Origin of the sequence: Halonotius sp. F2-221B (assembly GCF_046719765.1) — an archaeon.
In the GTDB taxonomy this organism is placed as follows: domain Archaea; phylum Halobacteriota; class Halobacteria; order Halobacteriales; family Haloferacaceae; genus Halonotius.
Window position 1 is genome coordinate 77743 of record NZ_JABEBY010000014.1, and the last position, 25997, is coordinate 103739.

A 25997-nucleotide genomic window follows, 5' to 3' on the forward strand; every position below is an offset into this window, starting at 1 on the left:
TTCATTTGAACACTGCACGATTTTAACCATAAATTAATTATTGATTAAGTGAATGATTCCGAACATGGTAAACCGCCGAGAAGTCTTAACGGGTGCAACAGTCGTAATTGGTATAACGACTATCGCTGGGTGTAGTGGGAGTAACCAACCAGCGGATGAACAGACGGACGGACAAAATCAAACCACAGAACAAGAGCAAGAGCAAGATCAAGAGAATTCCACACAAAACCAATCTCTAACAAATTTTGAATTAAATTGGGTGGAATTTTCATATACAATTTCATCGGGACTAAGTTCAGAAATTAGGGCGACCAATACCACAGAACAAGGAACAGATCCAAATGAGGTCAATATTAGAATTAACGTGTATAATGGAGAAGAACGTATTGGATCCGATAATCAATGGGAAACAGTGCCGGCGACATATCATCAAGATTTTGAGCTAGAGATACCAGAGGTATCTGAAACAAGCGAGACCACAATTGAAGATGCTTCTGAGCTTATTGTTCAGGGAAAAGAAAGAGACGAAGAATACATCGATCTAAGAACTATATCAGGTGATGAACTCAGAGGCAGAGTCAGTGAATAAATATTAATTGAACATGAGTCTGTTTAGTTGAGCACCTCCTCAGCGGGTGTTTGCTCGTCGGGGACTTGATTGGGTCGCTGTCGGTTATCGTAATATTTGAATCAGCTCAGCCAGCAGCATGCGTTGGCTAAACCTCCCATCCAAATCGAGTGAAAGCGGCCAATTTCGCATGGTCACGGTTTGGAACCATTTCTCGATGTAGTTGTGATCATTGTGGTCAAGAGAACCGCTCAGATTGGGCCGAGCTAACGCAGTCAGTAGCACATGCTGTCGGCGAGAAATTCAGTGTCGTCGACTTCGTGTTCTTCAGTAAGTCGATGGAGAAACACCGCCGCAGGGCCAGTCCCGCGGCGGCTGTACACATCGATGTCGAGAATACATTTTAATTCCGTGTCGATGGCTGCGTAGAGCCATTTTGCTTCACCAGCAACCTCAATTTGTTTCTCGTCAACCGCGACCCGCGACGGCTCTACCGTCGCCGGGTCAGGTGGCTGTGTTGAATCGCCATACAGCAGTGGAATTCACTATTTCACAGCACGCTTGATGTTATAGACGACACACATCAGCGCGATTTCTCGGAACTCACGGAACCAAGATCGCGCTCGCACGGCGAAGCCGAGCGAGCGCTTGACTGCCGAGTTCACTGTCTCGGTCATCGAGCGTTGATTGTAGTGCTGTTCGTCGATTCTGGCGTTGTGCGCGTGGTCGTAGGGTGCGAAGATACGATGTTTGATGAGTGGGCGAATCCCGAGGTCACGAAGGGATTCGCGGAGCGATTGCTTGTCGTATCCCTTGTCGGCGGAGAGAGACCGCAGATCGCCCGCGTTCCGGCGGGCGACCTGCTCGGCGAGGTCTGCGTCGCTTCCTTTCCGGTTTGTTGAACAATGAACGTCAAGGACGGCTTGAGAGTCTGTATCCACGAGCTTCGTAACTTTCAGTTTCTGTACGCGGTAGCTGATTCGCTGGCAGTAGTGACGACTTGCAGCTGAGCGTTCGTAGAATGTAGCGTCGATGGCACCGTGTTTTGAGGGATCGTGCAGCTGCGCCGACTGGCGCAGCAGCACTCGGCAGACACTCATACTAATCTGGTCGAACGCCTTACACAACGTGGATGGAGCGGGGAGATCGGCCGCGTCAAGGCCGATCTCCCCCGTTATTTGTGGCATCTCCTTCAGGAGGTCAATCGTCATCCGGTAGGACGTGTTGAGGTAAATCCGTAGACAATGGAGAGAAACGAGGGCGTAGTCGGCGAATCCGCCGCCACCTTCCGGGGCGGCGGATTCGTCTCCATCGCCAGTAACTCTTTGAGAAATCGGGACAATCTCGCTAATGAAGCGGGAGATTTGCGTCATAGACATTCGCAGCCTCCCGCTTCAACACCTTTGATTTAGCGACCTACCCCGGCACCATCTAGTGATTCAACACAGCCGGTCAGGTTGTGTTTCAGCGAAATCATACGTCCAGTTCCACACAGATCCATGAGAGCGATCGCTCCCGAGTACATCCAAGACAGCGATGACCTCCCGCAGGGACAATCCCATCAAGTGAAGGCGCACCCGAACATCTTGCTCTAGTAGGGCTATCGTCTCCCTGAGCAGGTCTGCGAGCGTCGTGGTCACCACTCTCTTGGCCTACTCATTGCTCAAGCTCACTGAACTAGACAGTGCCCGATACAAGGCTAGTCTCATTACGATACGGTCTGTGGCAGAGTTTGGGCAGTGAGACAGGTTGTAGTAAGTAATACTCATGATCTCCAAAGCCGCGCAGAGAGTAAAGCAAGGTTGAGGGAACGAGCGCGCCTGTTCATGTGTTTCGGGTGCGACCTTGTCCAAAGGCCTTATTTTCGAGAGAATGTGTCGCTGTTTTGAAATTGCTGGATAGACAGTGCCGTACTCAAATCAGTCTGGGAGCCTACAGTGACCAATAATCATACTAATTACGAACATCATAACAGGTTTGGTACTGATACGGAACCCGGCTACAACTGAGTCACAAAAGTAGCCACGGTTGAACAATAAAATTGGGCCGGGCAGTGTTCATGAGCGCGTGCTGCAGCTAAGCGGTTGAAAATAAGCGAAAATGAAGGCCGGCACGAGGCCGGTGTTAGAAGTCAGTGAAGCCCGAGTGGACGTCAGCGCGTCAGTTAGTCCTGACGGCGGACGGCCAGCAGGGCGGCACCGATGAGCGCGATCAGGGCGACGACTGCACCGAAGCCGGGCGTTCCGTCATCGGTGGACTCGCCGTCGTCGGTGGTCTCGTTGGTCTCACCGTCGTCGGCGGGTTCTTCGCCGTCGTCCATCTCTTCGCCGTCATCGGTCTCAGTCTCGTTGGTCTCTTCACCGTCGTCCTGATCAACGGATTCGACGACAACGCTCTCGACACTGTCGACAGCACTTCCTTCAACTCGGAAGTTCGTGTCGAAGACATCACCGGTTTCCTGACCGCTCAGATCGAAGGTTGTCGTGATCGAGCCGTCTTCGGTGATGTTGACATCGTTGCCCTGTCGGAAGGAACTGGATGCGTCAGTGGACGTGACGCGGAGTTCAGCATCCGAGCCAGGGGCGACATTCGTCGTTGCACTGATTTCTGCACTTTCACCGGCAGGTGCCTCGAGCTGACCATCTTCGTTCAGATTGTCGAAGCTGATAGCGCGCGGAGCCACCGTCAGGCCAGCAGATTCACTGATGACATCGCCCTGTGCGAGGTACGGGAAGTTGGCATCAGAACTACTGAACGGAGCTGGGTACGCATTGGCAGCTCTGTCGCCAGCCTCAGCTGGGCTGTCGAACTCGTAGCGATCATCACCTTCGTCGGCGTCGTATTCGATCGTTGCCGTGAAGTCCTCATCCTCGCTCGGTGCGTCGCCGTTGGCGAACGCATCATCGGAGCTAGTATCGGCGATCAGGAAGAACTGATCGTTAGCCTGATCGAGCACGAGGTAGGTATCGCTGTCAGATGCGGTCAGGTCAACTTCGAGCGGTTCCTGGTTCCCGATGTCCTCATCAGCGACTACCTCAACAGTAACCTCATCGGAGGTGTCGAGGTAGTTGTCGAGAACCTGGGTACTTACACCATCATCCGTCAGACGATCGAAGTCGAAGTCGTCGTCGTAGTTCGTTGCGTTAGCAACAATGCCGCCGTAGATGCCAGTAGCCTCGAACTGGACAATCATACGGTCTTCAACAGCGATCTCTTCTCGCGGTGTCGCTAGGCTGACGAGTTCGGAGACATCCGTCTCATCGTCTGCGGCCTCTTCAGGTGCGGTGTGCACCGTGACACCGTTGATTTGCGGCTGTGTCAGCTCAAGCGTCATGCTGCCCAGCTGGTTGTTGGCCTCGCCACCAGGGTCAGCATCAAACACGGCATCATCAACATTGTTCGTTCCACCCACAGCGATCTGGTAGTCAGTTGGCTGCGGCGGTCGTGTTAGCTGGTTCGCACCGTCATCAGCAATGCCGATGTTGTCAACGTAGTCGTTGAAGTCGTTATTGATCGCTTGGCCATCGTCCTCAAAGAGCTTGAGACCGTCTGTCCCACTCTCTGCAATGCCACCTGCATCGCCACTAGCAAGCACATCACCGAGTCGATCCCCGGTACTGGGATCTTGGTGGATGGCACTGTGGAGTGTGTCCACGTTATCGGTGCTGTAGACTGCATCGGAGGCAGCACTGGATCCAAGCAGACGCGTGTTGATCTCGACGGTCATCGGGCCATCCTCGTCTTCTTCGAGGTACAGCACCTCGACGAAGTTCGAGGCGTCGCCGCCGATCTGGACGAACGCGTCGTTGGTATCCTCAAGTGTGAGGTTGAACTCTGCAACGTCACCGGCTGCCTGCTGTTCGACACCCTCGGTGAACTCTGCTTCCTGGTTGGATTCCGTCACCGTGATGGTGTCGGTATCTTCAGCGGTCGAATCTGCGCCGCTGAAGACGAACTCGTATTCGCCAGCGTCAATGTTTGACTGTTCGAAGTCGACGACATAGTCGTCGCGATCCTCAACAGCATCAAGGGTGATCGTGTCGTCATCCTCGTCCACGTTCGAGGTGTCGAGTGTGAACGAGGAGCCGGCGACGAAGATGTCGGCCAGATCCTCAGCAGCGAGGTCGCCGCTGGCAGTCGAGACATTGATCGGGTATTCGAATCGGTTGGACTCGAACTCGAAGTCCTCATCGTCTGAGTTAGGTCCTTCCAGCGTAACAGTATCCGTATCGAACGAAGCGGTTAGACTCTGCTCAGAGATTTCAAAGGTTGCACCCGCTGTCGGAATCCCCTGATCGTTGGTATCCAGAGAGCCGGTAGTGAGGTAGTAGTCACCGCCTTCTCGATCCTCGGTGTCGAAGGTCAGCGAACCGCCGCTGACGCTGTACTCTGCAGCCAACCGGGTGTTCTCGGTGTCAATACGCTCTCGAAGTTGAATATCACCGTTTGGAAGACCGCTATCGACGGTGATATCCTGTCCCTGCCAGGCGATTGAACCACTGAGATTAGCGTACTGGTTGAACGACTGGCCGACAGGTGCCGGGCCGCCGTCAAGCGTGTAGCTTGGGCCAGAGGCATCCTCACTAACAGTAAGTGTGAATGTCTCTTGGTTCGAACTATCGTCGATAGTAACCGTGATATCGAACGTGTCGCCATCCTCAACGTCATCCGGCGGTGTCAATCCGATTGATGCCGGATTCGGAACGCCGCCGGTCCACGTCGTCTCGTCTGCGTTACCACTTGCAGCGTCGGGACGATCGATTTCCCAGTCGTCTGAGAGACTGGAGTGATCGATCTGGAGATATGCATCAGCACCGTTGTGGTTGATTTCGATCTCTCCGCCGTCCGTACTGATCTCTTGATCCTCGACGGTGAATGACTCTTGTGCAGCGGCTGGTGCCGCAAACCCAACAGCAGCCACCGAGAGAATCATCAGTACAGACAGGAAGGTCGCACTGATTCGTTTCGATGTATCGTTCATGTATGGTTGTGTTCGTAGGTTCGTAATCGCGTGTTGTTCAAACAGCTGTTCTACTTTCGTGCACAGTGTGTGCTATTGCTTTCGCAAGCCTGTACGCAAGTACGTTCAGAAGGGTCCGGTAAGTACTTTCTGTTTGCACCTGTCGTTTGACACCAACCGGCAGGCGATCACAGTTAGAGATCGATACCGTAACTGAGGACAACAGGAGCGTTCGCAATCGATTTCGAGGAAGTAATTCAGACACAGCCATCTCAAACACAGCATTGAGCCAGAGTGGGCTGTGATCAAGCAATCAGATACTCGGCAAGAAGAGTTACCGTCTAAAAATCGTACAACTGCTTCGGTTAGTTCAGAGTGTCGGTCTATGAATTCTCAAGTTTCCACGAATAGAGATCAAGGAAGGGAAGGCCGTCGTCGAACTCCTTGCCGTTGACCTCGCCCGTCTCAAGATACGTCGAGTACGCATCAAGGATGTCAAGCGAATCAAGTTGGTCGTCATTGCCCTGTGATGTAGCTGCATCGGCGACCGTCTGTGAAACCCCTGACTCGTGGGTCTCAACAAACGTAACCGTGAACGTATCCTGTCGGTAACTATCGTCAACAGTGCCAGTAAATTCGATCGATTGGCCGGCCGCATCAACGTCATCCGGCGGCGTGATATCAAAGCTGAGCGTCTCGGCAGCCGGTGATGTCCACGCGATCTCCTCTGTATTGTAGTTCGTCTCGGGATCTGGGTTGGTTACTTCCCACCCATCCGGCACATTGGAAAGATCGACTTGGACGTACGACTCGGCGTCTTTGCTGTCAACGCTCACCGTCCCACCGGAAGCAGCGATCTCCTGATCGGAGAACGAGATCGGATCCGGGGAAACAGTGACGTTGAATGTATCCTGATTGCCCTCATCATCGATTGTCGCCGTGAACTCGACTGTCTCGCCGATGGATGCTTCACCGTCCGGGATTACCGTAATCATGGCCGGATTCGGTACACCACCGAACCACGTAGTTTCGTCTACATTCCCCTGTGCAGCGTCAGGTCGTTCGACCGTCCAATTTGCTGGCAGGGTCGAATGGTCGATCTGGAGATATGCATCCGCACCGTTGTGGCTGACGTTGATTTGGCCACCGTCAGGAGCAATCGTCTGATCCTCAACGGTGAACGACGCCTGTGCGGCAGCACCACCAGCAAAGCTGATGCTGAGTACTGCGACGGCAATCGTAAGCAGGAGTACTGTACGTGGTCGTATCTTGGATGCCATACCTCTGTCTACGTCGACACTGTATTAAATTATGTGGCTATTATGAGCTCGATCCAATCTTGCTCACTGGCTTACATCGACCACTATTTGAAGAGTAAGACGCAGCTTTGCGATTAGTTGAATTCAGATGGATTCTCTAAGTAGTACGTATATACATCGAGAATTGGGAGGGAGCTCTCTAGTTGCGTGCCACCGACCGTTCCATTGTTCGAAAGATAAGCCGTATACGAATCAAGAATGGCAAGGCCATCAAGATCTTGATAACTGTTAACCCCAGCTTCTTCGACGATAGCAGTAACAGCCTGTGAATCAAGCTCCGAGGGAATATTGGTATCCGTTCCCTCATCAGGGTTCTCATCCGGTGAGTCAGATCCACCTCCTGAATCGAGGTCGATACTAGTGGAACCACTGTATAGACCCCCATCAGAGCCAACACCCCAGACACGAACATCCAAGCTGTCAGCATAGATATTTTCAGGAAGGGTAATTGAGGGGTTTTCAACAGAAGTATCAAAGGTTGTAGCGACAGGTACGCTTCCGATTTGCCCATACAGTAACCCCTTAACTGATGCTGCTTCGGCTTCATATGTGAACGAAACCGTTGATCCAGCATTTATTGACTCCCCATCAACGTTAGCTGATATTTCTCCTGGATAATCGTAGCCACGATACACGGAGAACCCGCCATTGTCCTGTTGTTTTGAGACTGTATTCATCGCAACCATATACGAGATATCATCAGGAACTTGAGCCGTTTGTAGATCAGTTCCATCACTACTACTGGTCAGTCGTTGTCCTGTTATTGAGCCGGTTCTGCCACTAACATACTGAATATCATTGAAGCTATTGATCCCAGAAACAGGAGTATCGGTCGCGGCATCTGTAACATCCAACTCCAGTTCAATCGCCCCAGTATCTAAACTAGGGTCGGTATACATATCAAATTTCTCGATCGTTGTACCATCATCACCGGAGAACTGATCTCCATTTTGACTGACTGTCGCAGTCACGTTCAAACGCTCATTTGCTGGCGCGTCGTTTGGAACCGTAATCTCAAGGGTCGCTTGGCCCTCACTGTCGGTCACAACTGTGTCAGCTGTTACTGGTACTGCATCGCCACCGTAGTCGTATCTTGCAATGGTGGTAACTGATTCATCAGTAATTGGCGTCCCGTCAGCATCTGTAACACTAATTTCAACGCTGGCAGTCGTTCCCGGAGGTGTTCTGAAGTTGTCGAATGAAACATCAACGTTGACAGGATCGGGTGAACTCTCAGCAGGAGGCTCCTCAACATCGACCGATTCCGCAAACGTACCCAACGCAGCACTTCGCCCATCAGCGGTCGCAACAGAAACAGCTAGTTCATCGGTATCGGTTGGGGCCGCGAACTGCACAGCAAAAAAACCATGTTCATCGGTCGTCGTCGTTTCTGTAATCTCGATAGTATCCTCTTCATTGGTGTAGGACAGTTGAATCTCAGTATTGGATAGCGGCCCGTCAGCAGTCCAGATTCGGCCACCTTGACCAGTTTGGCTGCCGGCGGTCGTTTCATCCAAATCAAAGAAATCGTATTCGTAGCCGATCTTACTCACCGGGTAGGAGGTAGACGCGGTCAACGAGAGTGACCCGCTATCATCGGTGAAGGTTGTAGCTGCCTCAATCGTTCGATCACCAGTCTCCTGTGGCGTATCGGTGTAGGTCACAAATCCGTCACTGTCAGACTGAACCGTCGTTTGGTCGATCTCTGAGCCATCCTGGGATAGCGTTAGTGTGACCTCTTTTCCGGAGATCGGCGACTGCGCCTCCCGCAACAGGAACCGAAACGTGGCAGTATCATTACGTAGGACAGGGCGTGCACGACCACTTTGTGTCATTGGTTCCAACACAGGCCCAACAGTAAACATATCAGATGTGGTAGCGTTGTCAGGGCCGGTAACCGTCACCTGATACTCACCAGGGATTGCGGTCGAAGAGTACGGAACGACAACATTCCCGTCATCGTTGGTCACGTTAGTGAACTCATCCGTCTGTCCATCAGGTCGCTCAACAGTGAGAGCAAGTTCCGCATTCGGAACTCCAGTCGCACCAGCACCGCTTGTATCCACTCGGCCGGCCCAGAGGTTGATCGTTTCACCGCGTGCAAGTGAGCCGGAGTTGGGATCACCAACGGTGAGCACGGTGTCAGTCGATTCTGAAACTGAAACCTGATCCGACGTACGGTGCTGGTTCGCAGCGAACTGCTCGTATGAAACAGCGATCGACGGCGGGCCGGTACTGGTAAACCCAACTGTATCCAGCGAGTTACCATCACCCGGAGTCGATGGTGTCGAAGACTCAGTGTTGGTCGCACTTACTCCAGATGCAGAAAGCGTTGTAAACGCAACTGTACTCCCGACACTCCCCAACAGTGTTCGTCTGGTTATATCGTCAAACATCAAGCATTACATTCTACGTAATGTAAATAAACCTGATAAAAGAGGCAAAATAGGATTAGACGAAGTGTAGTAATATCTACTGGAATTCACCAGGATTTTTAATTGCGTAGGCATATAAATCAAGAATCGGAATCGAGCTATCTAACTCTGTGTTGCCAACGGTATTATCCTCAAGGTACGAGCCATACGCGTCGAGAATGTCAAGGGTTTCAAGTTGTGTGTAGTCACTGGCACCATCAGTCTCAGCAACAACCGCATTGACTGTCGTCGCGTCAAGCGCAGCCGGTACGTCACCAGATGTAGTATCCTCGATAGTGACGTTAAATGTCTCTTGATTAGACTCATCATCGATAATTACCGTGAGTTCAACTGTTTCTCCAGTTGAGGCGTCGCCATCCGGAACCAGAGTGATAGTAGCTGGATTCGGTACGCTTCCAGTCCACGCTGTTTCATCACTGTTTCCGGTCGCGGAGGCCGGACGCTCAACTGACCAGCCTGCCGAGAGGGTTTCGTGGTGGATTTGCAGATACGCATCGGCCCCATCATGGTCGATACTGACCTGGCCACCCTCCGGGCTAACAGTCTGGTCTGCGACAGAAAATGAGGGTTGGCCAGCAGCTGTCTCATCAAAGTCCTCGAACTCGTCAGGGTGAAGGAGTGCGTACTGGTGGAAATCAAGAAGATGCAAAGCTGTGATTTGTTGACTACCACCGATAGTATCACCTTGGAGATACGAGCTGTAGGCATCAAGAATGTCGGTTGTCGACAGCTGTGTATAGTCGTCGACACCGGCGTCAGCGACGACTGCGTTGACCGTCGTCGCGTCAAGTTCAGCCGGTAGATCATCAGACGCAGCATCCTCAACTGTCAGTGGAACTGTTGTGGTCGCCTCACCGTTCTGACTATCATTAACGGTGATTTCTAGTTCTGTGGTGATATTGGTATCCGTGGGAGATGTATCTTGAGCAGCAGCTCCACCCGAAAAAGCGAGAATCATCGCTGCAAGGACTGTTATAAATAATACGGTACGTTTTCCATAGGTCGACATAGGACAACCGTTGCACTACTGATTATTAGTAGTTTTCTACATAAGCCGAACTGTGAATCAGAGAGCGGTTACGTCGGTCTGGGCGTCAGGTGCAATAAAAATCGAACCGAGAGAGATCACATGATGACGGCGAGGCCGTCGAGAGTGATCTTAGTTGCCGAACTCGTCAGGATTCTCGAGCTGGTAGGCGTAGAGGTCGAGAATCGGGAGTGAGCCCTCGAGCTGTGTGCCACCAACGGTGCCGTCCTCCAGGAAGGAGGCGTAGGCATCGAGGGTGTCGAGCGTCGAGAGCTGCGTGTAGTCATCGACGCCAGCCGATGCAACAACCGCGTTGGTGGCTGTCGCGTTGAGCTCGTCCGGTACGTCACCGGTCTCTGCTTGGCTGATGAACGCGGTCTCGGAGTCGAGCGCCTGGTCGGCGACCGGCGTCGCATCGTCACCGATGGCAACACCTTCGACATCGCTGGTGTTGAAGACCCACGCGGTGTGATCGCCTGGGAAGCCACCAGTATCCTCGATTTCGACCGAGACGTTCTCACCGGCGAGGTTGTCGGCGGTCGCCGTTCCAGCAACGACGTTCTCGCTATCGTTCTGGTAGGTGACGACAACCGTCGATTCCTGACCGGTTGCGACATCCTCGACGGTGACAGCGCCGTCAGCGCCGAGTGTCTGGTCGTTGAACGTCAGCGAACCGGTGTCACCGGTTGCCTCGCTGATGGTCGCGGTCTCGGAGTCGAGTGCCGCGCCAGCGACAGGCGTGGCGTTGGCTCCGATACCGAGATCGCTCGGCAGGTCACTGGTGTTGAAGACCCACGCGGTGTGATCGCCTGGGAAGCCACCAGTGTCTTCGATGTCAACCGAGACGTTCTCACCGGCGAGGTTGTTGGCAGCGGACACGCCAGCAACGACCTCTTCGTTGCTACCGTTGGCGTACGTGACAACAACCGTCGAGTTCTGACCGGTCGAGACATCCTCGACGGTGACAGCGCCGTCAGCGCCGAGTGTCTGGTCGTTGAACGTCAGGGAGCCAGTGTCGCCTGGCTCGTCGGCTGCCTCAACGGTCACGTCGACCGAGGACGCGTTGAAGGCTGTCGACGATGTCGACTCCTTCGTCGCCTCGACCGTGTACTCGCCGGGCTCGTACGTGTCAGTATCGAAGGTCACGCTCTCAATCCCGTCGATCGGGGTTGTCGTGACTTCCTCACCAGATGCGTCGGTGATGTTCAGCTGACCACTCGTCTCACTGGTAAAGTCGCTCCGGGTGAGCTCGAATTCGATGGATCCGTTCTGCTCGACCGACTCGGCGTCAGCCGTCAGGTTCAGGTCGGCTGTGTCGAGTGCGTCGATGCTGCCGACATTGACGGGCCCGACATCATCGATGATCACGAGATCGATCGTGCCAGAGTCGACCTCACCGCTGACACTGGCGAATCCTTCATCAAGAGTTGTAGCCTCGGTGAGGCCAGCACCGGTAGCACTGAACCCAACACCATCGAGCGGGAGGTTCCGGTCGTTGGCGTCAACCACTTCGAACGTGTAGTCAACCTCGCTGTTCGGTTCGACGGTTGCGGGTACGTCCGCTCGCTCGCCGTTCTCGAACAGGAAGATGCTCGGGCTTCCAACCGGCAGTTCCACGTCACCAGCACCGATGCTGGCGTCTGCGGTTCGTGCGTTGTGGAGCAGTGCCGGCGAGTCGGCGTCGTCAGCAAGCTCCTGGACGCTGATGTAGGACGTGTTCTGTCCGTCCTCATCGAGCGTGATGTCGTACTCATCACCGTCGCTTAGCGTCGCTTCGGCGGTTCCGTCCTGGTCATTGTCAACTTCGAAGGTCGCGTTAACTGCCTCGACAGTGACAGTACCGTCAGCGAACGCGGAGCCGTCACGCGGGTCTTCGACCGTGTAATCGACCGTCGAGTTGAGACCCTCGGTCAGGATATCACCTTCGCGGTCGTTGACGGCTGCCGTCACAGCGGGTGCAGCAACATCAAGCGTCGTCTGACCCGTGCTGGAGCTGTCGTCAGTGACCGAGATGTTCAGCGGCGCACTCGCGTTCGTCGCCGCCGCGTTGATTTCAAGCGCGTCTTCCGTGTTGTCGTCATTCGTGTCAACGACGGTCGGCGAGGCGATTTCAGTCGTCGTGTCGCCGTTGGTCACGTCAACGGTGAAGTCGTTGAGCGCGCTGCCGTTGACGGCTGCTCCGTCTTCGGTGATGGTCAGCGTGTGCGGCTCGTCAGCACCTGCGAGAGCCGTCGAGCGGTTCGACGACACCTCGTAGGCTTCAACGCCAGTGACCGAGATCGCAGCTGCTTCATCAACCCGGCTGTCGTCGTACGCACTGTTGGCGACTTCCAGGTTGATGTCACCAGTAGTGTCGAACGAGACGTTCTCGGCGGTATATTCACCGTTGTTCACAGATCCGATGTCTTGGACAGCCGTTCCACTATCGTCGCTGTCATAGCCATCTACGAAGACCTTGCCTTCCGGCCCGTTGATCGCGAGCGTGTTGGAGGTCTCGTAGGCGTTGCCAGTCTCAGGCGAACTGACGTTGAACGTCACACCGGTCAGTTCGACGATACGGTTGTTCAGCGGTGTTCCATCGGCGTTCGTCACCTGCAGGCTCACGTCCTGCCGGGAATCGTCGTTGGTGGGTTGGGTCGGGCTCAGGTTGTTGTAGTTGTCACCGACGACAGTCAGCGTTTGCGAATCGGTGACTTCTGTCCCGTCGCTCTTGTTAGCCGTCACGTCGATGGAGACTTCACCAGCCTGTTCCGGATTCAAGCTGTCGAACGTGACACTCGGGCCGGTTTCGCCCTCATCTCCGCCATCGATGAAGATGCTCTCCTCTTCGATGCCAATGTCAGGAGCACTGATCGTCACTGTCGCGTTGACCAGCGAATTGCTATCTGCTGGCGGGTTGTTGTCGCCCCCGACCACTTCAACATCGAAGGAGACCGGATCGTCAGTGTCAGCCGGTCCGTTGACTTTGATGTTATCTGCCGGGACGCTAACAAGAAGGTCCGCGTCAGAATCTTGCGTGGCAATCGAGTCACTCCCAACGAGGTCTGGTGCATCAGCACCGGTACCAGCCCAATCTTCGTCAGCCTCGTACCCTTCGGTCCAGTCAGACCCGTTGTAGACTTCAAGTTGGGTGGAAACTTCCTCGGTCTCCAGCGTCGGCGTTGCCGTAATCACAACACCATCGCCACCGTCAGTCGACGGATCAACCCGAATCCAGGTCGTGTTCCCCTCGCCGTCGTCACCGCTGGCCTGTTCGGTACCTTCGCTAATGGAGTAATCCGAGAAGGGGCCAGTCACGTTGATGACGTTATTACCGGGAGATTCAGCGTTGCTGAAGTCCGCCAGAGCGGCACCAGTTTCACTGGTCGCGTTGATCGTGTAGGTTTCTTCGAAGTTGCGCAGGTTATTACCTGCCGCTTCGACCGAGACGGTCGCATCGGCGGGTGCAACTTCGATCGTTTCAACGGTGTCTGCATCTCCACCGGTCGTCGTATCGTTAATCTTCCAGTCACCACCGTCGGTCAGATCAACGTTGGTAAACTCGAAGTCACCGTCACCGTTGGTGGTGGAGATTGCTTGCGGGTTTTCATCAGGATTCACAAGCTCCATCGAATTACCCTCGACGGGATCACCGTTCACATCAACGAGCGTGCCGTTGATAGTCACCGTCTGGTTGTAGACTGCATTCCCGTCAACGGTAACATCCTGCGTGACGTTCCGCACTTCGGCGGTGATCTCTGCGCTTCCGCCAACGTTGCTGGGAGTATTGAGATCCACTGCTGACGAGGTTCGACTCACGTTGAAGAAGTAGTTCTCACCACTATTGAACGAGCTGGTGAGCGAGACCGTTGTCTGACCTGCGTCAGTACTGCCGGTCTGCTGGATATTGTCTCCGTTGGAGCCAGTCGTCAACGCGTAGTTGACAGACGCATCATCAGCGACACCGGAAAGAGAGACATCCACAGTCGTTTCTTGACCGCCAACAACCGTGTCGGGGTCAGGAGAGACGCCGATCGGGGCCGTTGTGTCAATTCCGGGGTTGTTGTTCACAACTGCCTGAATCTGTGCGTTGATTTCGGATTCACCGTTGACAGTTCCGATAGTGCCATCGTTTCGAGTTGAGAGTGCGAACTCAGCATCAGCTCGAACGTTCGTCACATCGTTGCCGTCAACGGTGAGTTCGTCGATATCTTGGCCGTCAGCATCCGTGTAGATGCCTGCGCCAGACCCATCAACAACGTTGTCTTGGATTGTAATGTTCGAAACACCAGTGCTACCAGCCTGGACGAGAAGGCCGCCCTGACGCTCTGGTGCATCATCATTATCGAGATTGGTCGCACTCAACAGGTTGTTCTCGATATGGATATCACTCACATCCTCAGTTTGGAGGCTCTGACTGAAGAGCGAGCTTTCATCGTCCCCCTGACTTATGATTTCGAAGCCGTAGATTTCCGCACCGTCAGAAGTGATTTTGACGGTGGGGACTCCGGCACCACCATTATTATTTGTCGTTTGGGTAGTAATCGTTGCCTGACCATTGACTGACTCCAGCGTCACGTCCTTATCAACGGTCACCTGCTCTTCGTAGGGGCCGCCATTGGCGTCAACTTCAATAGTTTGGTCGGCAGAAGCCTCAGAGAGCGCGTCGCCAATATTGTCGTCAGTGAAGATGACGTTATCTTCACTGTCGAATAGCTGAACCGGCTCACTGGTATCAACAAACGTGAAAGTAGATGTTAGATCTCCCTGATTACCATCGGTCACACCGACAGTATAGCTTAGGGCATCAGTTGAGTCAGAGGAACTCTGACCACTGACATCATGTGTGATGTCTACTTCGATATCATCAGATGATACGTTGTTGTCCGCGAGTTCGATGTCGAACGCCGACTGTGGATCGCTGAAGTCAGTGGTGACGCTTGCCTCGTGGCCACCATCGGCTGTCACCTCTGCATCAGTAATGATATTACTCCCGAGATCTACAGTGATTGTCTCAGTTGTATCGTCGTTGTCGACACTTGAGAGCGTAAGTGTCTGCGTTGCAGTATCTCCTGCAACATCCACATCTTCAGCACTAGCAGAATCAATACTGTCCACAGCCGCCGCCGCACTCCCGGCAAAGCCAACTGCGGACATAGAGATAATCATAATCGCCGCAAGGAAGATCGCACGACCTTGCTTGAGTCTATTACCACTCATGTTCTCACCTCCCCAGGTGGGCTAGCCGCGCCCACATAACTACTCGATTGGGCTGTACGCTTCGTGCCGGAATCACCGGCTGTTGTGTGTTCTACCATAATCTTACGCATCGTCCTCATCGTCATCGACCCCGAAGTACTCTCGAAGGATCGCTTCGAGCTGCTCCGAGACCTTCTTATCCTCACGGATCGCCTCCGATCGAACACGACGCCACACCGCATCGTCGACTTTGATCGTCGTCCGGGTTACGTCGTCTCCGCCGTCGTCGTCTGACGCGGTCATCTCTGTACTCATGGCTGTCGCGTCGTACTCACGCGCGTCCGGCGGAACCCGGTCGCTGATCCGTGTGAAACTGTAGTTGTCTGCCTATACGGCCGAATTGTGCCGTGCATCTGTTAGGGTGTCACTCCGACGGAGTGTTCCTTCGGGGTATATAATAAATCTTGTTGTTACCACTGCAAATTACCGGGCGACTGTTGATCGAACCATACTACACATAACAGTGCTGTCGTAGACTTGTCGTTACGTATCTCTAATAGAGTCATAAAGTACTCAGTAGTGTGTTATAGAGCCCTCTCGAAAAACGATCGCCGGGACGTTTCGGTGGCGCGCACAGGCCGCTGTCGCCCGGCGGACGACCGACCGCGAATCGGGGTGGTAAACAGTGCCTACCGACCACTCGGCGGCGGGCGGGCGCGGGGTCGGACGGGGCGGCCGCCGACGAACGCTCGAAGATCGAGCGAAACATACGGTCGTCGACTGCGAGTTGCGATCAAGACAGTTCCGTAGCAATTTTTATACCCATCCTACACCTTCAAACAAATATGAGCCTCACAGACCACTTCGGACGCACACCAGCGGCGTTTCAGGCCGTTGCCACACTCTTCCGGTTGCTTGGCGCGTCCGAAGATCCGGTCGCCTTCATCCAGCACGCCCGCGCTGGCGATATCGAGGCTGCGTTCGACACCATCGACCGCCCCAACGACGAGTTACACCGCGAAGTGACAGCAATGCGCGAATTCTCAGTCGAAGCCGGTGCCGACGCGCCCGAACCGAGCGACGAGGAACGCGAACTACTATCCTCCTAACCCGTGGTCGATCCGACGATCTTTGGTGTTCCGCCAGCAGTTCTAGCCTACATCCTGAGCAAATGCGCCTACGAAGTTGCCCAGCCGGACGATATCCCGGAAGCAGAACGAAACCGGCTGTTCCTGCAATGTGTCTTCGAGAATCTCGTTCCGACCGGGTTGCCAGACGCTGATAAGTACGACGACAAATAAAATATACGACGACGCTGGGAACACCGTTCTTGAGCGATCCGCAGATTTATTTTACTGTTGCCCAAAGCCTCAATACAAATGGAGGATTCTCCGCGGGAGTATGATCGTGAATACGAGACTCCCGTTTCACATTGTGCACGCAAGCGGTTAGGATACAATCGGACGCAGACTGAGATTACGCGTTTCGTCGTCCAGTTGGAATACAAACACGAAGGCGAGTGGCATTTCGTTGTTCGGTACGATCACGACATCGAAAGCGAATTCGGCCATGATGTTAGCGAGGAGGGTGTTCATATCGACATCTACCGCGATGACAAAACGTATAGAACGGAGTAGGTCGACCCACCGATGCCAGCGAAACGTGCGCTTGATCGGGCCGAAGACCATTTATCCAACAACGTCGTAAGTTTCGGACGGAGATTCGAAGAATGGCACGAGATCAGACGACACCGATGACTGACGAAGATATCGAGGCGCTTCGAGAGGATATTGAAGCACTACGGCAAGCGGTGCGTGAAGATCTCGCAGCGGACTTTGGCGGTGACTCTGAAGACTATCGAGCTGACAAGCCGATCCCAGACGGTGGCGAGTGAAATCAGCAGAACCGAACTCAACGGAGACATTCTCTTGTGTTAGCGCGAATAGACATCAATCCATAGAAACTTCTGGAGGCGACGACGGTCACCCTCAGTTGACTCGTCAATCGAATCAAGCTTCCCCACCAGTTTCGTGTGAACTACCTCCGGGTCAAGCCCGGAGGCTTCCCACTTCAACGACGCACTTTGCATCGACAGCCTCTCGCTGAGACGACGACGCAGGGAGTGCAGTCTGCATGGGCGTTGATTCGGAGCGTCCCGCTCCTACCTGCTTCAGTCCTCGATTGAGAATATTCTTCGCGGCATTGAGGTCACGGTCTTGGGTATGACCACAGGCCGGACAGCTGTGTTCTCGCACCCACAGCGGCTTGTCTGTGGCTACGCCACAACTGGCGCATTCTTTGGTTGTCCCGGCTGGGTCAACCTGAACGACGTGCGTACCGTGGAGATCGGCCTTGTACTCTAACAAGTCAAGAAAACGCGACCATGCGGCGTCTTGTTTATTCTTGGCGTTCTGTGGCGTTTCCAACATCGATTTTACGTTCAAATCTTCGACCGCCACAAGATCGTATTCTGTGACTAACCACGTTGTGAGTTTGTGCTGGAAGTCTTTGACGCGCCGCTTAATCTTCCGCTTGGCTTTGGCGACCTGTCGCCGTTGTTTCTCCCAGTTGCTTGAGCCGTGTTCCTTGCGGCTCAGGTTTCGCTGTTCGCGGCGTAATCGCTCGTATTCATCGGAGAGATCCAGCGTTCCAACAGTGAGATTGTCTGAGGTATGGATGTAGCTGGTAATGCCGAGATCGACACCAACACAATCCTGTGGCTCAATCTCACTGAGGGCTGGCTTTTCCGGCGTTTCATCTACCTCAACAACCAGCGAGAGATACCATTCGCCGGTCTTCTGTTTTTTCAGGATCGCTTCGCTAATCTCGTCGGCGTCAGGAACAGGCCGATTCGCTCGGATGTTGAACCAGCCAATCTTTTCGAGTCGGAGTCGCACGAATCGGTCGTCGCCCGTGTTGTGATCCACGTTGAAGCGGCTGGATTGATTGTACGACACCGACCGAAATTCACCACGACCTTGCCACCGAAGCCGACCCACATCATAGCCCTTGTTTCGGCGTTCTTCTAGGCCTTCTAAGTCACTGTGAATTTGCCCAATTGCCTGCTGTGCGGCGTGTTGTGATGGTTCTGCGAAGGTCGGCCACTGGTCCGTCCAGTCGTTGAGTTTGTTGTTCTGGTCAAACTCCGTTGGTCGGTCGTTGTACTCTGACTTGTAGTAATCCCGCACTGCGTGGTTACGGATTTGTCGGAGAATGTCGATCTGTCGCCATGCTTCGCTAGCGACCGCATCGGAGAGATACGCCCGAAAGCGAAGCGTTGTCTGCATTAATCTAGCTTTTCGACGGTGAGTTTCAGTTGATCGCCTGCTTCGAGGTCTAACCCTTTTCGTACTTCTTCAGGGATGGTGACTTGTCCGTTCTGTCTGAGGTCTGGATAGCATTCCATACTACTCATTATTATCTATTAATACTGGTTGTTATTAAATCTACTTATTGTCGGCTTCAGCCTCGGGGTCAAGCCCCGAGGTAGTCACCTTGTCAGCCGATACATCGCGGGCGAACAGTACCATCCCTCCGCAACCATCTCATCAATCACCGTCCGTGCGTCACAAATCAATCTAGCGTGAATGGGTTTGTCGCGGTCGTGAGTCGGGTCACATCATCAAACACGTCGAAGTCATCGTCAAACGAGTAGATGTATTCGATATCTTCGTGCTGCATGTACGCAGCCAGGATCGAATCGACCCACTCTGGCCCTGATGACGCCGCATAGGTTCGAAACAACTGTTCGCCGTACAGGTGAACGGCGTTCGAGACGTGGACAAACTCAAAGCCACGACTCGATTGTAGACGGTCGAGGGTTTCGGATGCAGCCGCCTTGCTGATACGTTTCTGGAGCGGATGGAGAATTTCGGGGACAACGTAGTTTATCAGTCTCCCACGGGGCAACTCCCCGGTATCGATCCCGCTGAATATCGCCGTCGCGTCGTCGTGACGCGTCGCATTCGCATTTCGCGCGGCGAGAACAATATTCGAATCAAGACAAACCACCTGCATCACTCGCTCCAGGCACTCTCAGCAGCAGCGTCGCTCTCCCATGCCGGCCCGTCGAACGGTTCGGTGTCTTCGAACGCACCGTACTCCTCGTGAATGACCTCGACTGACAGTTCTCCATCCGAGAGCACCCACCGAACGGTATCTCCCGGCGCAAGCGCGTCATCAAGTGCGTGCCGAATCGGTGCTGGGATCGTCGTTCCATAGCTGTCGTTGATCGTGGATTCTGCCTCCACGCGTGGGTCTGAGTCACTTGACATACGCAGTTGTTGCACTCCGAGTGCAATAAATTGGGCGGCCAATTGGCGATGCTCACCGTCTCAACGAAGTCAGTCCCAGAGGTCTTTGATTCGATCCCGAATATTTGCAAGCGTCCGGGTCACGATCGCCGATGGATGGTGGTCGGGTGGCTGATCTGGAACCGCAGCCGTCGAGTCTGCAGCCGGTGGCGGATAGAAGTGTATGCGTTGCGTATGGGGATTTTAATGACGATCCCAGCGACACTGCCAGACCCCCTCAGAGTGGGTTTCAATATAATAAATGTTGTAATCCATCCGGGCTAACCCAAACGCCTGAGCGAGGCGGAACTTCAGCATTTCAACAAGGGCCGGATCGCATCAGATGTCGAGACAGACGAGGACGACATCGACAACATCCTGTACGGATGAGCGTGTGTGTCGATACCGTAGGAATTGACTAAGTTATCGTGCGCGTGCGAAGAAACAGCGGTCGCAGGGGAGCAGTTACAAGACGTAGGATTCCCCGGACTGGATACTCGAAGGCGTCGTCCCGGTAACGCTCACCGACTCGGTAGGCGTCCCGCCATCATCGTCGAGAGCCGGCGGGTTGGCCTCGATGGTTACGTCCTCGCCGGCCTCCAGCGGTGGGAGACCGTTCAGCTCAAGCCCGAAGGAGACTTGAATAACGTCTCCTGAGCTCTCCAACAACGGCGGTTCGCTGGTTCCGGCAGCAGACTGTGCCTGCACATCATCGTAGTCAAGCGTCGTTGTCCCATCCGGCGTTGTCACCGTCCATGTCATCTCCGAGAGGTTGACCGGAGCCGAGCCGTTTGTGAGGCCATGCGCAACGGCGATCGCGTTGATTGAGTTATCCGCATCGGCCGCACCGAGGGTTTGTTCGATCGTAAGCGGACTCGCAGCCGTCGGCTCATCTGCATCAGGGTCGTCCGGCGCATCGTCATCGGTCTCGTTACCGCCATCGTCCGTCTCGTTACCATCAGGCAACTCATCATCCGTCTCGTTACCATCATCCGGGCCCCCGATGATGTCGTCTGGCTCCTCATCGGTGCCACCATCAGGATCAACCGGCCCGACCTCAACACCAGGGTTATCGAGTCGCCACGAGTAGAGATCGAGCAGCGTGAGCCCGGTTTCGACCTCTGTCCCGTTGACAGCACCGGTCTCAAGATAGTCCGCGTAGCCATCAAGGATATCAAGCGTGTCGAGTTCGGAATCGGGGCCGGCTGTGATCACGGCGTTGACAACAGCTGGTTGAGCCACATCCTCCGGAACAGGCGTACTCGCTGGTGGGCCGTCATCGGAGCCACCGTCACCGATCGTTACGGTGAATGTATCCTGATTCTCGATATCGTCGACAGTCGCAGTTATTGTACCCGACTGTGCCACACTCTCATTGGCAGGCGTGATGTTGAGACTGACCGTTCCCGGAACCGGATACAGCCATGTCGACTCATTTTGTGTGAACGCAAAGCCGATCGGTTGTGGATCGCTGACCGTCCAGCCCTCTGGGAGCTCGGAGGTATCCAACTGAAGATACGCATCCGCACTCTGGTTGCTCACCGTTATCGTACCGCCGTCAGCCGGGAGTGTCTTGTTCGGGATATCGATCGAGTCGGTCGGAGCCTGTGTGTCGCCGGTGAACTCGATCTGAGTACCGCTGGTCTGACCGATCGTATACGGTTCAAGGCTCGCATCCTGAACCGTTGAAACACCGGTGACCGCAAGATCAACCGTTCCGTTTTCGCCGTTCGAAACATCGGCATCGAACAAGGAGATGGTCGATGCGTTCTCATAGGTTGCATCGAGCGTCGTCACACGGACAGTCACAGTTTGATCATTTGGCCCATACTGAATGTCAGTCAACGGCCCGGCAGTACCGTCGGTGAGCACCGAGACATCCTCAAGCGTTGCCTCCGAGCCCGAAGCAGCCAGAGTCAGTTCAAACACATCGACTCCACCGGTCGCACCGCTGGCGGTAACAGTCGCCGTCGCGGACTGATCAGTTGGCACGGTCTCCGGGGCATCAACGCCGATATCGATACTGCCCGCATCCGACGCCGAAACCGAGCCGCCGGCCGGTGCCGCAGCACCAGCGGCCGTCGCAAGCAACACCACCAACAGGAGACCAACACCGACGGTTCGCGGCCACCGAGCGGTAGACATCAGTTATCACCACCCGTGAGTGCCGCAAAGAGTGCTTGCACGTCATCGGTGGTCACACTCTGAGGATCAGTCCCGGAGAAGTTGAATGCCTTCGGATGGTTCTGAACAGCATCGCTCTGAAGATTCTCATAGAGGAGCTGGACATCAGCTTGACTGAGAGTTCCATCACCACTAACATCCTCATACAACCCGTCGCCGTTGAGATCCTGCGGCGGGTTCTGGCCATCGCCGATTGTCACATCCGGCCCTTCAGGCAGGACGTTAACAACTAACTGTCCGGTGTCCGTCGTTTCACCATCATTTGCCGTTGCTTCCATCGTCGCGGTGTAGGTGCCGGCTGCAAGCGACGATGGGATCGCAACCGTGAGTCCGACGGATGTGCTGTCACCCGCTTCGAGATCGAAGTTGTTCATCTCGATCGAGACATTCTCAGCAGGAATCACGCCATCTCCGGATGCAGCTGTTAACTCACCGACCGAGATCGTAATCCCAAGAAGTGAATCGGTTCCTTTTGCCTCATCAACGGTTGTGTCAGTGCTGACAGTTGCCTCCGAACCCTTGTACAGCGTCGCCGAGGTTGAGGAGAGTGAAACTGTCGACTCCAACTCAGCCGCCGAGACTTCGGTTGTATCGATGGTGAACTCGCTATCGACGCCGCTTCCTGCTTGGTCGCTGGTGCTGATTGCTGTCGCATCACCATCCTGTGACTGAATAACGGTGCCAAACTCCTTCGAAATCGCTTCAACAGTATATTCGCTCGACTGAATATCCTCAATCGTTGCATACTCGTTGCCAATAGTCCCACCATCGTCGCCCGAGTGTGTACAGTTCGGGATCTCGTTTTCGAACTCGTAGGTTGCGTAATTGAGACCTGTGTGGTTACCTTGGTTATCGGTGATATGTAGATCGAGATCCGAAGACTCGTAGTTGAGATCGTAGGTGACGTTGTTCGTATCATCGGCAGGTGTGTGGACTTCTTGGGCGGTCTCACCGGATCCAAGAACACCCGACAGTACGTCGAATGACTCCCCAAAGTCGAAATCCAACACACCCGTTTCGAACTCCTCGGTCAGTTCATCCTCGGAGTTGTACAGCTCGGCAACAAGCCGATACTGATCGCTGCCGAGGACACTCAGTGGTGCCGCATACTGGAACTCAAGTGTGCGTTCTTCACCCGGTTCGAGCCGCGGAACAGGTTCATTAAGAACAGCCGGGAACTCGGTTGCATTATCCTTACCGTTTGGCGGCGTGTTGCGTGCCTCGATCGTTAGCTCCGGGGTCGGGGTAAACGGTTCAAGCCCAGTGTTGCGGATGGTGATAGATCCAGTTTCGACCCCATTCCAGCCGTCATCGTATCGGTATATCGGCCCGTCACCGATCACAGGGAGATTAAGCGCGTCAGTAATGTTGAGATCGGAGACTTCGAGGTCAGTGATCTCTGCCCGTCGTCGAGACAGCTGTAAACAAACCTGTGGGGAAACCCCCTCCTGTTCGATGAGTTTGTAATCCTCCTCGTCTACCACTTGGTTGACGCCCCATGCGGCAACACCCTCAAGACCACTAGTTACGTCAGGCACACCGCCGACAACCGCCTCCCAGACTTCTGCTTTGGCCAAGTTTGAACCAATGTATGCGGAGTTTTGTAGAATCCCAGACTTCGTCGTTACTGCCCCCGATGCTTTCAAGCTGAGAGTTGGAAGTGCCGAATTGATCGCGTGAACACCGTGTAATGCAGACTTCGTTCCGGAGGCAAGCCCTTTAGCGATCTTACTTGCTTTGGCGACTTTGACGATCTTGTACCCTTTCGCCGCACTCGCAAGAAGTTTGTAGCTCTTTGCTGCCACGTAGCTCGCCTTAATCGCTTTCAATGCAATAACCCCGATCGAGACAACGGCTGTCCCAAGCAGTTGATCCTCAACCGTGTTTTCCGCACCAGTTTCAGCGACCTCAACGCTGAACGTTTTGCCGGTGACCGCACTGTCACCAATAAGGGCATTAACAGTCTCCTCAGCCTGACGTTCAGACTGGCCAAGCGCGCTTTCGATTTCACTCGTCCGCGCATTAATAAACGAAATAATTTCTTGACGCTCTTGATTGGTGAAATCGCCGTCAGTAAGATCTGTAAGGAACGACTCCTTGTACTCGGGGAACACCTCCTGTTCGTACGTTTCAAACGCTTCGGCTGGCGTTAACCCACCGTACGTGAGATAGTTCTCTTGCTCCGGATGAGTGCCCAGCATGTACTGCTCGAACAGTTCTTGACGCTCACTCTCCGGAACCGCTGCAGCCTGCGAGTAGAGTTCATCGTAGAAACTGTACAGTGTGGCGAATCGGTCGGTGTCATCACCGTCCGTCTCCGTTTTTGTCTGTTCAAGTGTGTCACGGAACTCATCATCCAACGTTGCTGGATCAACGACACCAGCTTGATATCCCAAATAGTTCACAAACTTGTCGGCATACACTGATCCGTGTTCATTATATACGTCAGCAGCAGCCTGTGCCTCAAGCCGGATCGCTTCCTCAAGTGAATCCCGAACCGCATCTCGGTGTGTATTCAAAGCCTGTTCAACTGGTCCTGTCCCGCCGTCGATATCGCCAGCGAATCGGAGGTTATCAAGAAGGACAGCACTATCGAAGACACCGTCGGATGCATCCGCGACCCGAACGATGAGCCGTGCCGTTTCTCCTTGGAAACCGCCAAGTGATCGCTCCGCCGTCAGCAACTCTGTCACCGCGTTGTACGTGATATCTTGTGGTTCTGGAAGTGGGGGGGTTGGACTCTGTGATCCACCGCCAGGCTCATTAGAATACTCAATGGCATTACTGACAGTGACAGGATCACCGTTCGGAAGAGTCCCGATATTCGTTTTGGTGCCGTTAGGAAGAATCAGAATCGCCTCAAAAAAGTCTTGGAACTGGCTGTCGGTATATGTTGGAGGCTCATCGCTTCCAAACTGATACTCAAATTTGATCCCTTCAGCACCTGCTGGGATTGTAAAATCAATACGGATTTCTGCTACGTCATTTGCGTCATAGTTGTCGGGTGAGTAGTTCTGTATACTCCGTCCGTTAACGTTGGTACTTGCAAAATTGCTTGGTGGATTATCGGCTTCAGACGCGTTGCCGCTGCTTAAAACGAGATGAGAGTTTCCGTCCTGTGGAAACTCCTGCATCGATTTTGCAAACGCCGATAATTGGGGTGTTTCCCCTAAATATTCAACGTTTGTAACGTTATTATAGAATTCCGGCGTAGCAAACGTCTGAACAAAGCTGTCGATTTTGTCTTCTGAAAACGAGGCTGTTGTGAACAGTGTTTCACCGGGACGATCCTCTTGACCGGCGACAGACGAAGCACCACCGATCGAAAAGAAAGCACCAGATGCAACCGATGATCCGATGAATTCTCTTCGATTAATCCACCAGTTGGTTACTTGTTCGTTATTGTCGTTATCAGGCATCGTACGATCGTCTAAGCTGATAATTATACTAATACTTAATTATTTTCCTTCATTTTAATTTCGTTACATTTATAATAAATCATATCTGAATATCATTTTGTCTATTTTGTGATATATTTACCCGAAAATAATCAAGAGAAGCGATCGGCTACCAACGAGAGAATTCGGCTCTGTAGTTTCGCTAGACGCAGCAGCAACAGCCTCGTTATCTCGATAGAAAACGAAGAGATGGAGTATTGTGACTTCGGAAATCCGTCTCTTCACCCGTGTTACGGCGGCGAAAGCTAAAGCAGTTGTCGCTGATCCGGACGAACCCGCCGACCCCGAAAGGGGTGGCGGGTTCGCCGAGTGGGCGATGCTCACGCTGCATGCACTTCGTATCGAACTGGGCAAATCATACCGCGTCGCGGTGGATTTGCTCAGTGAAATGCCCAACGTGCTTGCTGAGATTGGCCTCACCAGACTTCCACACTACACTGTTCTCCGCACGTGGTTTGAACGAATCTCGACTAAAACGTGGCGTGCGTTTCTCGGCGAATAATGAGTACGAAAAGTTTTGTTAGCTAAGCTTGATAGAGGAGTAATGGAGCGCTCACGTCGAAAGGAGATTGAGCA

18 protein-coding genes and 3 pseudogenes are annotated in these 25997 nt (G+C 53.7%); 6 read left to right on the forward strand and 15 right to left on the reverse strand.

Translation table 11 applies throughout. From position 1 onward, the window contains the following. Positions 1-52 precede the first annotated feature (52 nt). Positions 53-589, forward strand: coding sequence for a hypothetical protein (locus HKK80_RS11315; protein ID WP_411799707.1), 537 nt, complete (start codon positions 53-55; stop codon positions 587-589). A gap of 23 nt (positions 590-612) precedes the next feature. Here HKK80_RS11315 and HKK80_RS11320 read toward each other — a convergent pair. The 9 genes and pseudogenes from HKK80_RS11320 to HKK80_RS11360 all read right to left on the reverse strand — a co-directional run. After that, positions 613-1074, reverse strand: a pseudogene (locus HKK80_RS11320) (DDE-type integrase/transposase/recombinase); the annotation flags it as partial. A 39-nt stretch (positions 1075-1113) separates the two neighbouring features. After that, positions 1114-1941: an IS5 family transposase gene (locus HKK80_RS11325; RefSeq protein ID WP_411799708.1), complete on the reverse strand. Its 828-nt coding sequence runs from the start codon at positions 1939-1941 to the stop codon at positions 1114-1116. A gap of 78 nt (positions 1942-2019) precedes the next feature. After that, positions 2020-2208, reverse strand: a pseudogene (locus tag HKK80_RS11330) (IS6 family transposase); the annotation flags it as partial. Positions 2209-2732: 524 nt separating this feature from the next. Then, positions 2733-5549 (reverse strand): BGTF surface domain-containing protein, encoded by a 2817-nt coding sequence (locus HKK80_RS11335; RefSeq protein ID WP_411799709.1) that lies wholly within the window; start codon positions 5547-5549, stop codon positions 2733-2735. A 362-nt stretch (positions 5550-5911) separates the two neighbouring features. Continuing rightward, positions 5912-6808, reverse strand: a complete 897-nt coding sequence (locus HKK80_RS11340; protein ID WP_411799710.1) for a hypothetical protein — start codon at positions 6806-6808, stop codon at positions 5912-5914. Positions 6809-6921: 113 nt separating this feature from the next. Continuing rightward, positions 6922-9243 (reverse strand): hypothetical protein, encoded by a 2322-nt coding sequence (locus HKK80_RS11345; RefSeq protein ID WP_411799711.1) that lies wholly within the window; start codon positions 9241-9243, stop codon positions 6922-6924. A gap of 76 nt (positions 9244-9319) precedes the next feature. Continuing rightward, the gene (locus HKK80_RS11350) at positions 9320-10291 is read right to left on the reverse strand and encodes a hypothetical protein (RefSeq protein ID WP_411799712.1); all 972 of its coding nucleotides are present in this window, start codon (positions 10289-10291) and stop codon (positions 9320-9322) included. Between the two features lie 150 nt (positions 10292-10441). Then, the gene (locus tag HKK80_RS11355; RefSeq protein ID WP_411799713.1) at positions 10442-15508 is read right to left on the reverse strand and encodes a surface glycoprotein; all 5067 of its coding nucleotides are present in this window, start codon (positions 15506-15508) and stop codon (positions 10442-10444) included. A 102-nt stretch (positions 15509-15610) separates the two neighbouring features. Beyond that, the gene (locus tag HKK80_RS11360) at positions 15611-15802 is read right to left on the reverse strand and encodes a hypothetical protein (RefSeq protein ID WP_411799714.1); all 192 of its coding nucleotides are present in this window, start codon (positions 15800-15802) and stop codon (positions 15611-15613) included. A gap of 530 nt (positions 15803-16332) precedes the next feature. Here HKK80_RS11360 and HKK80_RS11365 point away from each other — a divergent pair. The 4 genes from HKK80_RS11365 to HKK80_RS11380 all read left to right on the forward strand — a co-directional run bounded on the left by HKK80_RS11365 (position 16333) and on the right by HKK80_RS11380 (position 17381). After that, on the forward strand, positions 16333-16596 hold the full coding sequence (locus HKK80_RS11365; protein ID WP_411799715.1) for a hypothetical protein: 264 nt from the start codon (positions 16333-16335) through the stop codon (positions 16594-16596). Between the two features lie 3 nt (positions 16597-16599). Then, a complete protein-coding gene (locus HKK80_RS11370; RefSeq protein ID WP_411799716.1) occupies positions 16600-16788 on the forward strand; it encodes a hypothetical protein in 189 nt (62 codons plus the stop codon). A 78-nt stretch (positions 16789-16866) separates the two neighbouring features. Continuing rightward, on the forward strand, positions 16867-17124 hold the full coding sequence (locus tag HKK80_RS11375; protein ID WP_411799717.1) for a hypothetical protein: 258 nt from the start codon (positions 16867-16869) through the stop codon (positions 17122-17124). 92 nt (positions 17125-17216) lie between these two features. Beyond that, the gene (locus HKK80_RS11380; protein ID WP_411799718.1) at positions 17217-17381 is read left to right on the forward strand and encodes a hypothetical protein; all 165 of its coding nucleotides are present in this window, start codon (positions 17217-17219) and stop codon (positions 17379-17381) included. 154 nt (positions 17382-17535) lie between these two features. Here the strand turns inward: HKK80_RS11380 and HKK80_RS11385 are convergent, their stop codons facing one another. The 6 genes from HKK80_RS11385 to HKK80_RS11410 all read right to left on the reverse strand — a co-directional run bounded on the left by HKK80_RS11385 (position 17536) and on the right by HKK80_RS11410 (position 25382). Then, positions 17536-18774: an RNA-guided endonuclease InsQ/TnpB family protein gene (locus tag HKK80_RS11385; RefSeq protein ID WP_411799719.1), complete on the reverse strand. Its 1239-nt coding sequence runs from the start codon at positions 18772-18774 to the stop codon at positions 17536-17538. After that, positions 18774-18902, reverse strand: a complete 129-nt coding sequence (locus tag HKK80_RS11390) for an AbrB/MazE/SpoVT family DNA-binding domain-containing protein (RefSeq protein WP_411799720.1) — start codon at positions 18900-18902, stop codon at positions 18774-18776. Before HKK80_RS11390 ends, HKK80_RS11385 begins: the two co-directional genes overlap by 1 nt. A gap of 158 nt (positions 18903-19060) precedes the next feature. After that, positions 19061-19504, reverse strand: coding sequence for a type II toxin-antitoxin system VapC family toxin (locus HKK80_RS11395; protein WP_411799721.1), 444 nt, complete (start codon positions 19502-19504; stop codon positions 19061-19063). After that, entirely contained in the window at positions 19504-19761 is a 258-nt protein-coding gene (locus HKK80_RS11400) for an AbrB family transcriptional regulator (RefSeq protein ID WP_411799722.1), read from the reverse strand. Before HKK80_RS11400 ends, HKK80_RS11395 begins: the two co-directional genes overlap by 1 nt. A 483-nt stretch (positions 19762-20244) precedes the next feature. Further along, positions 20245-21924: a hypothetical protein gene (locus tag HKK80_RS11405; protein ID WP_411799723.1), complete on the reverse strand. Its 1680-nt coding sequence runs from the start codon at positions 21922-21924 to the stop codon at positions 20245-20247. After that, positions 21924-25382 carry a choice-of-anchor L domain-containing protein gene (locus tag HKK80_RS11410; RefSeq protein WP_411799724.1) on the reverse strand — a complete coding sequence of 1153 codons (3459 nt, stop codon included), beginning with the start codon at positions 25380-25382 and terminating at the stop codon, positions 21924-21926. The genes HKK80_RS11405 and HKK80_RS11410 overlap by 1 nt, the downstream gene beginning before the upstream one ends. A gap of 238 nt (positions 25383-25620) precedes the next feature. Here HKK80_RS11410 and HKK80_RS11415 point away from each other — a divergent pair. Further along, a pseudogene (locus HKK80_RS11415) lies at positions 25621-25917 on the forward strand (IS5/IS1182 family transposase); the annotation flags it as partial. Between the last annotated feature and the right edge of the window lie 80 nt (positions 25918-25997).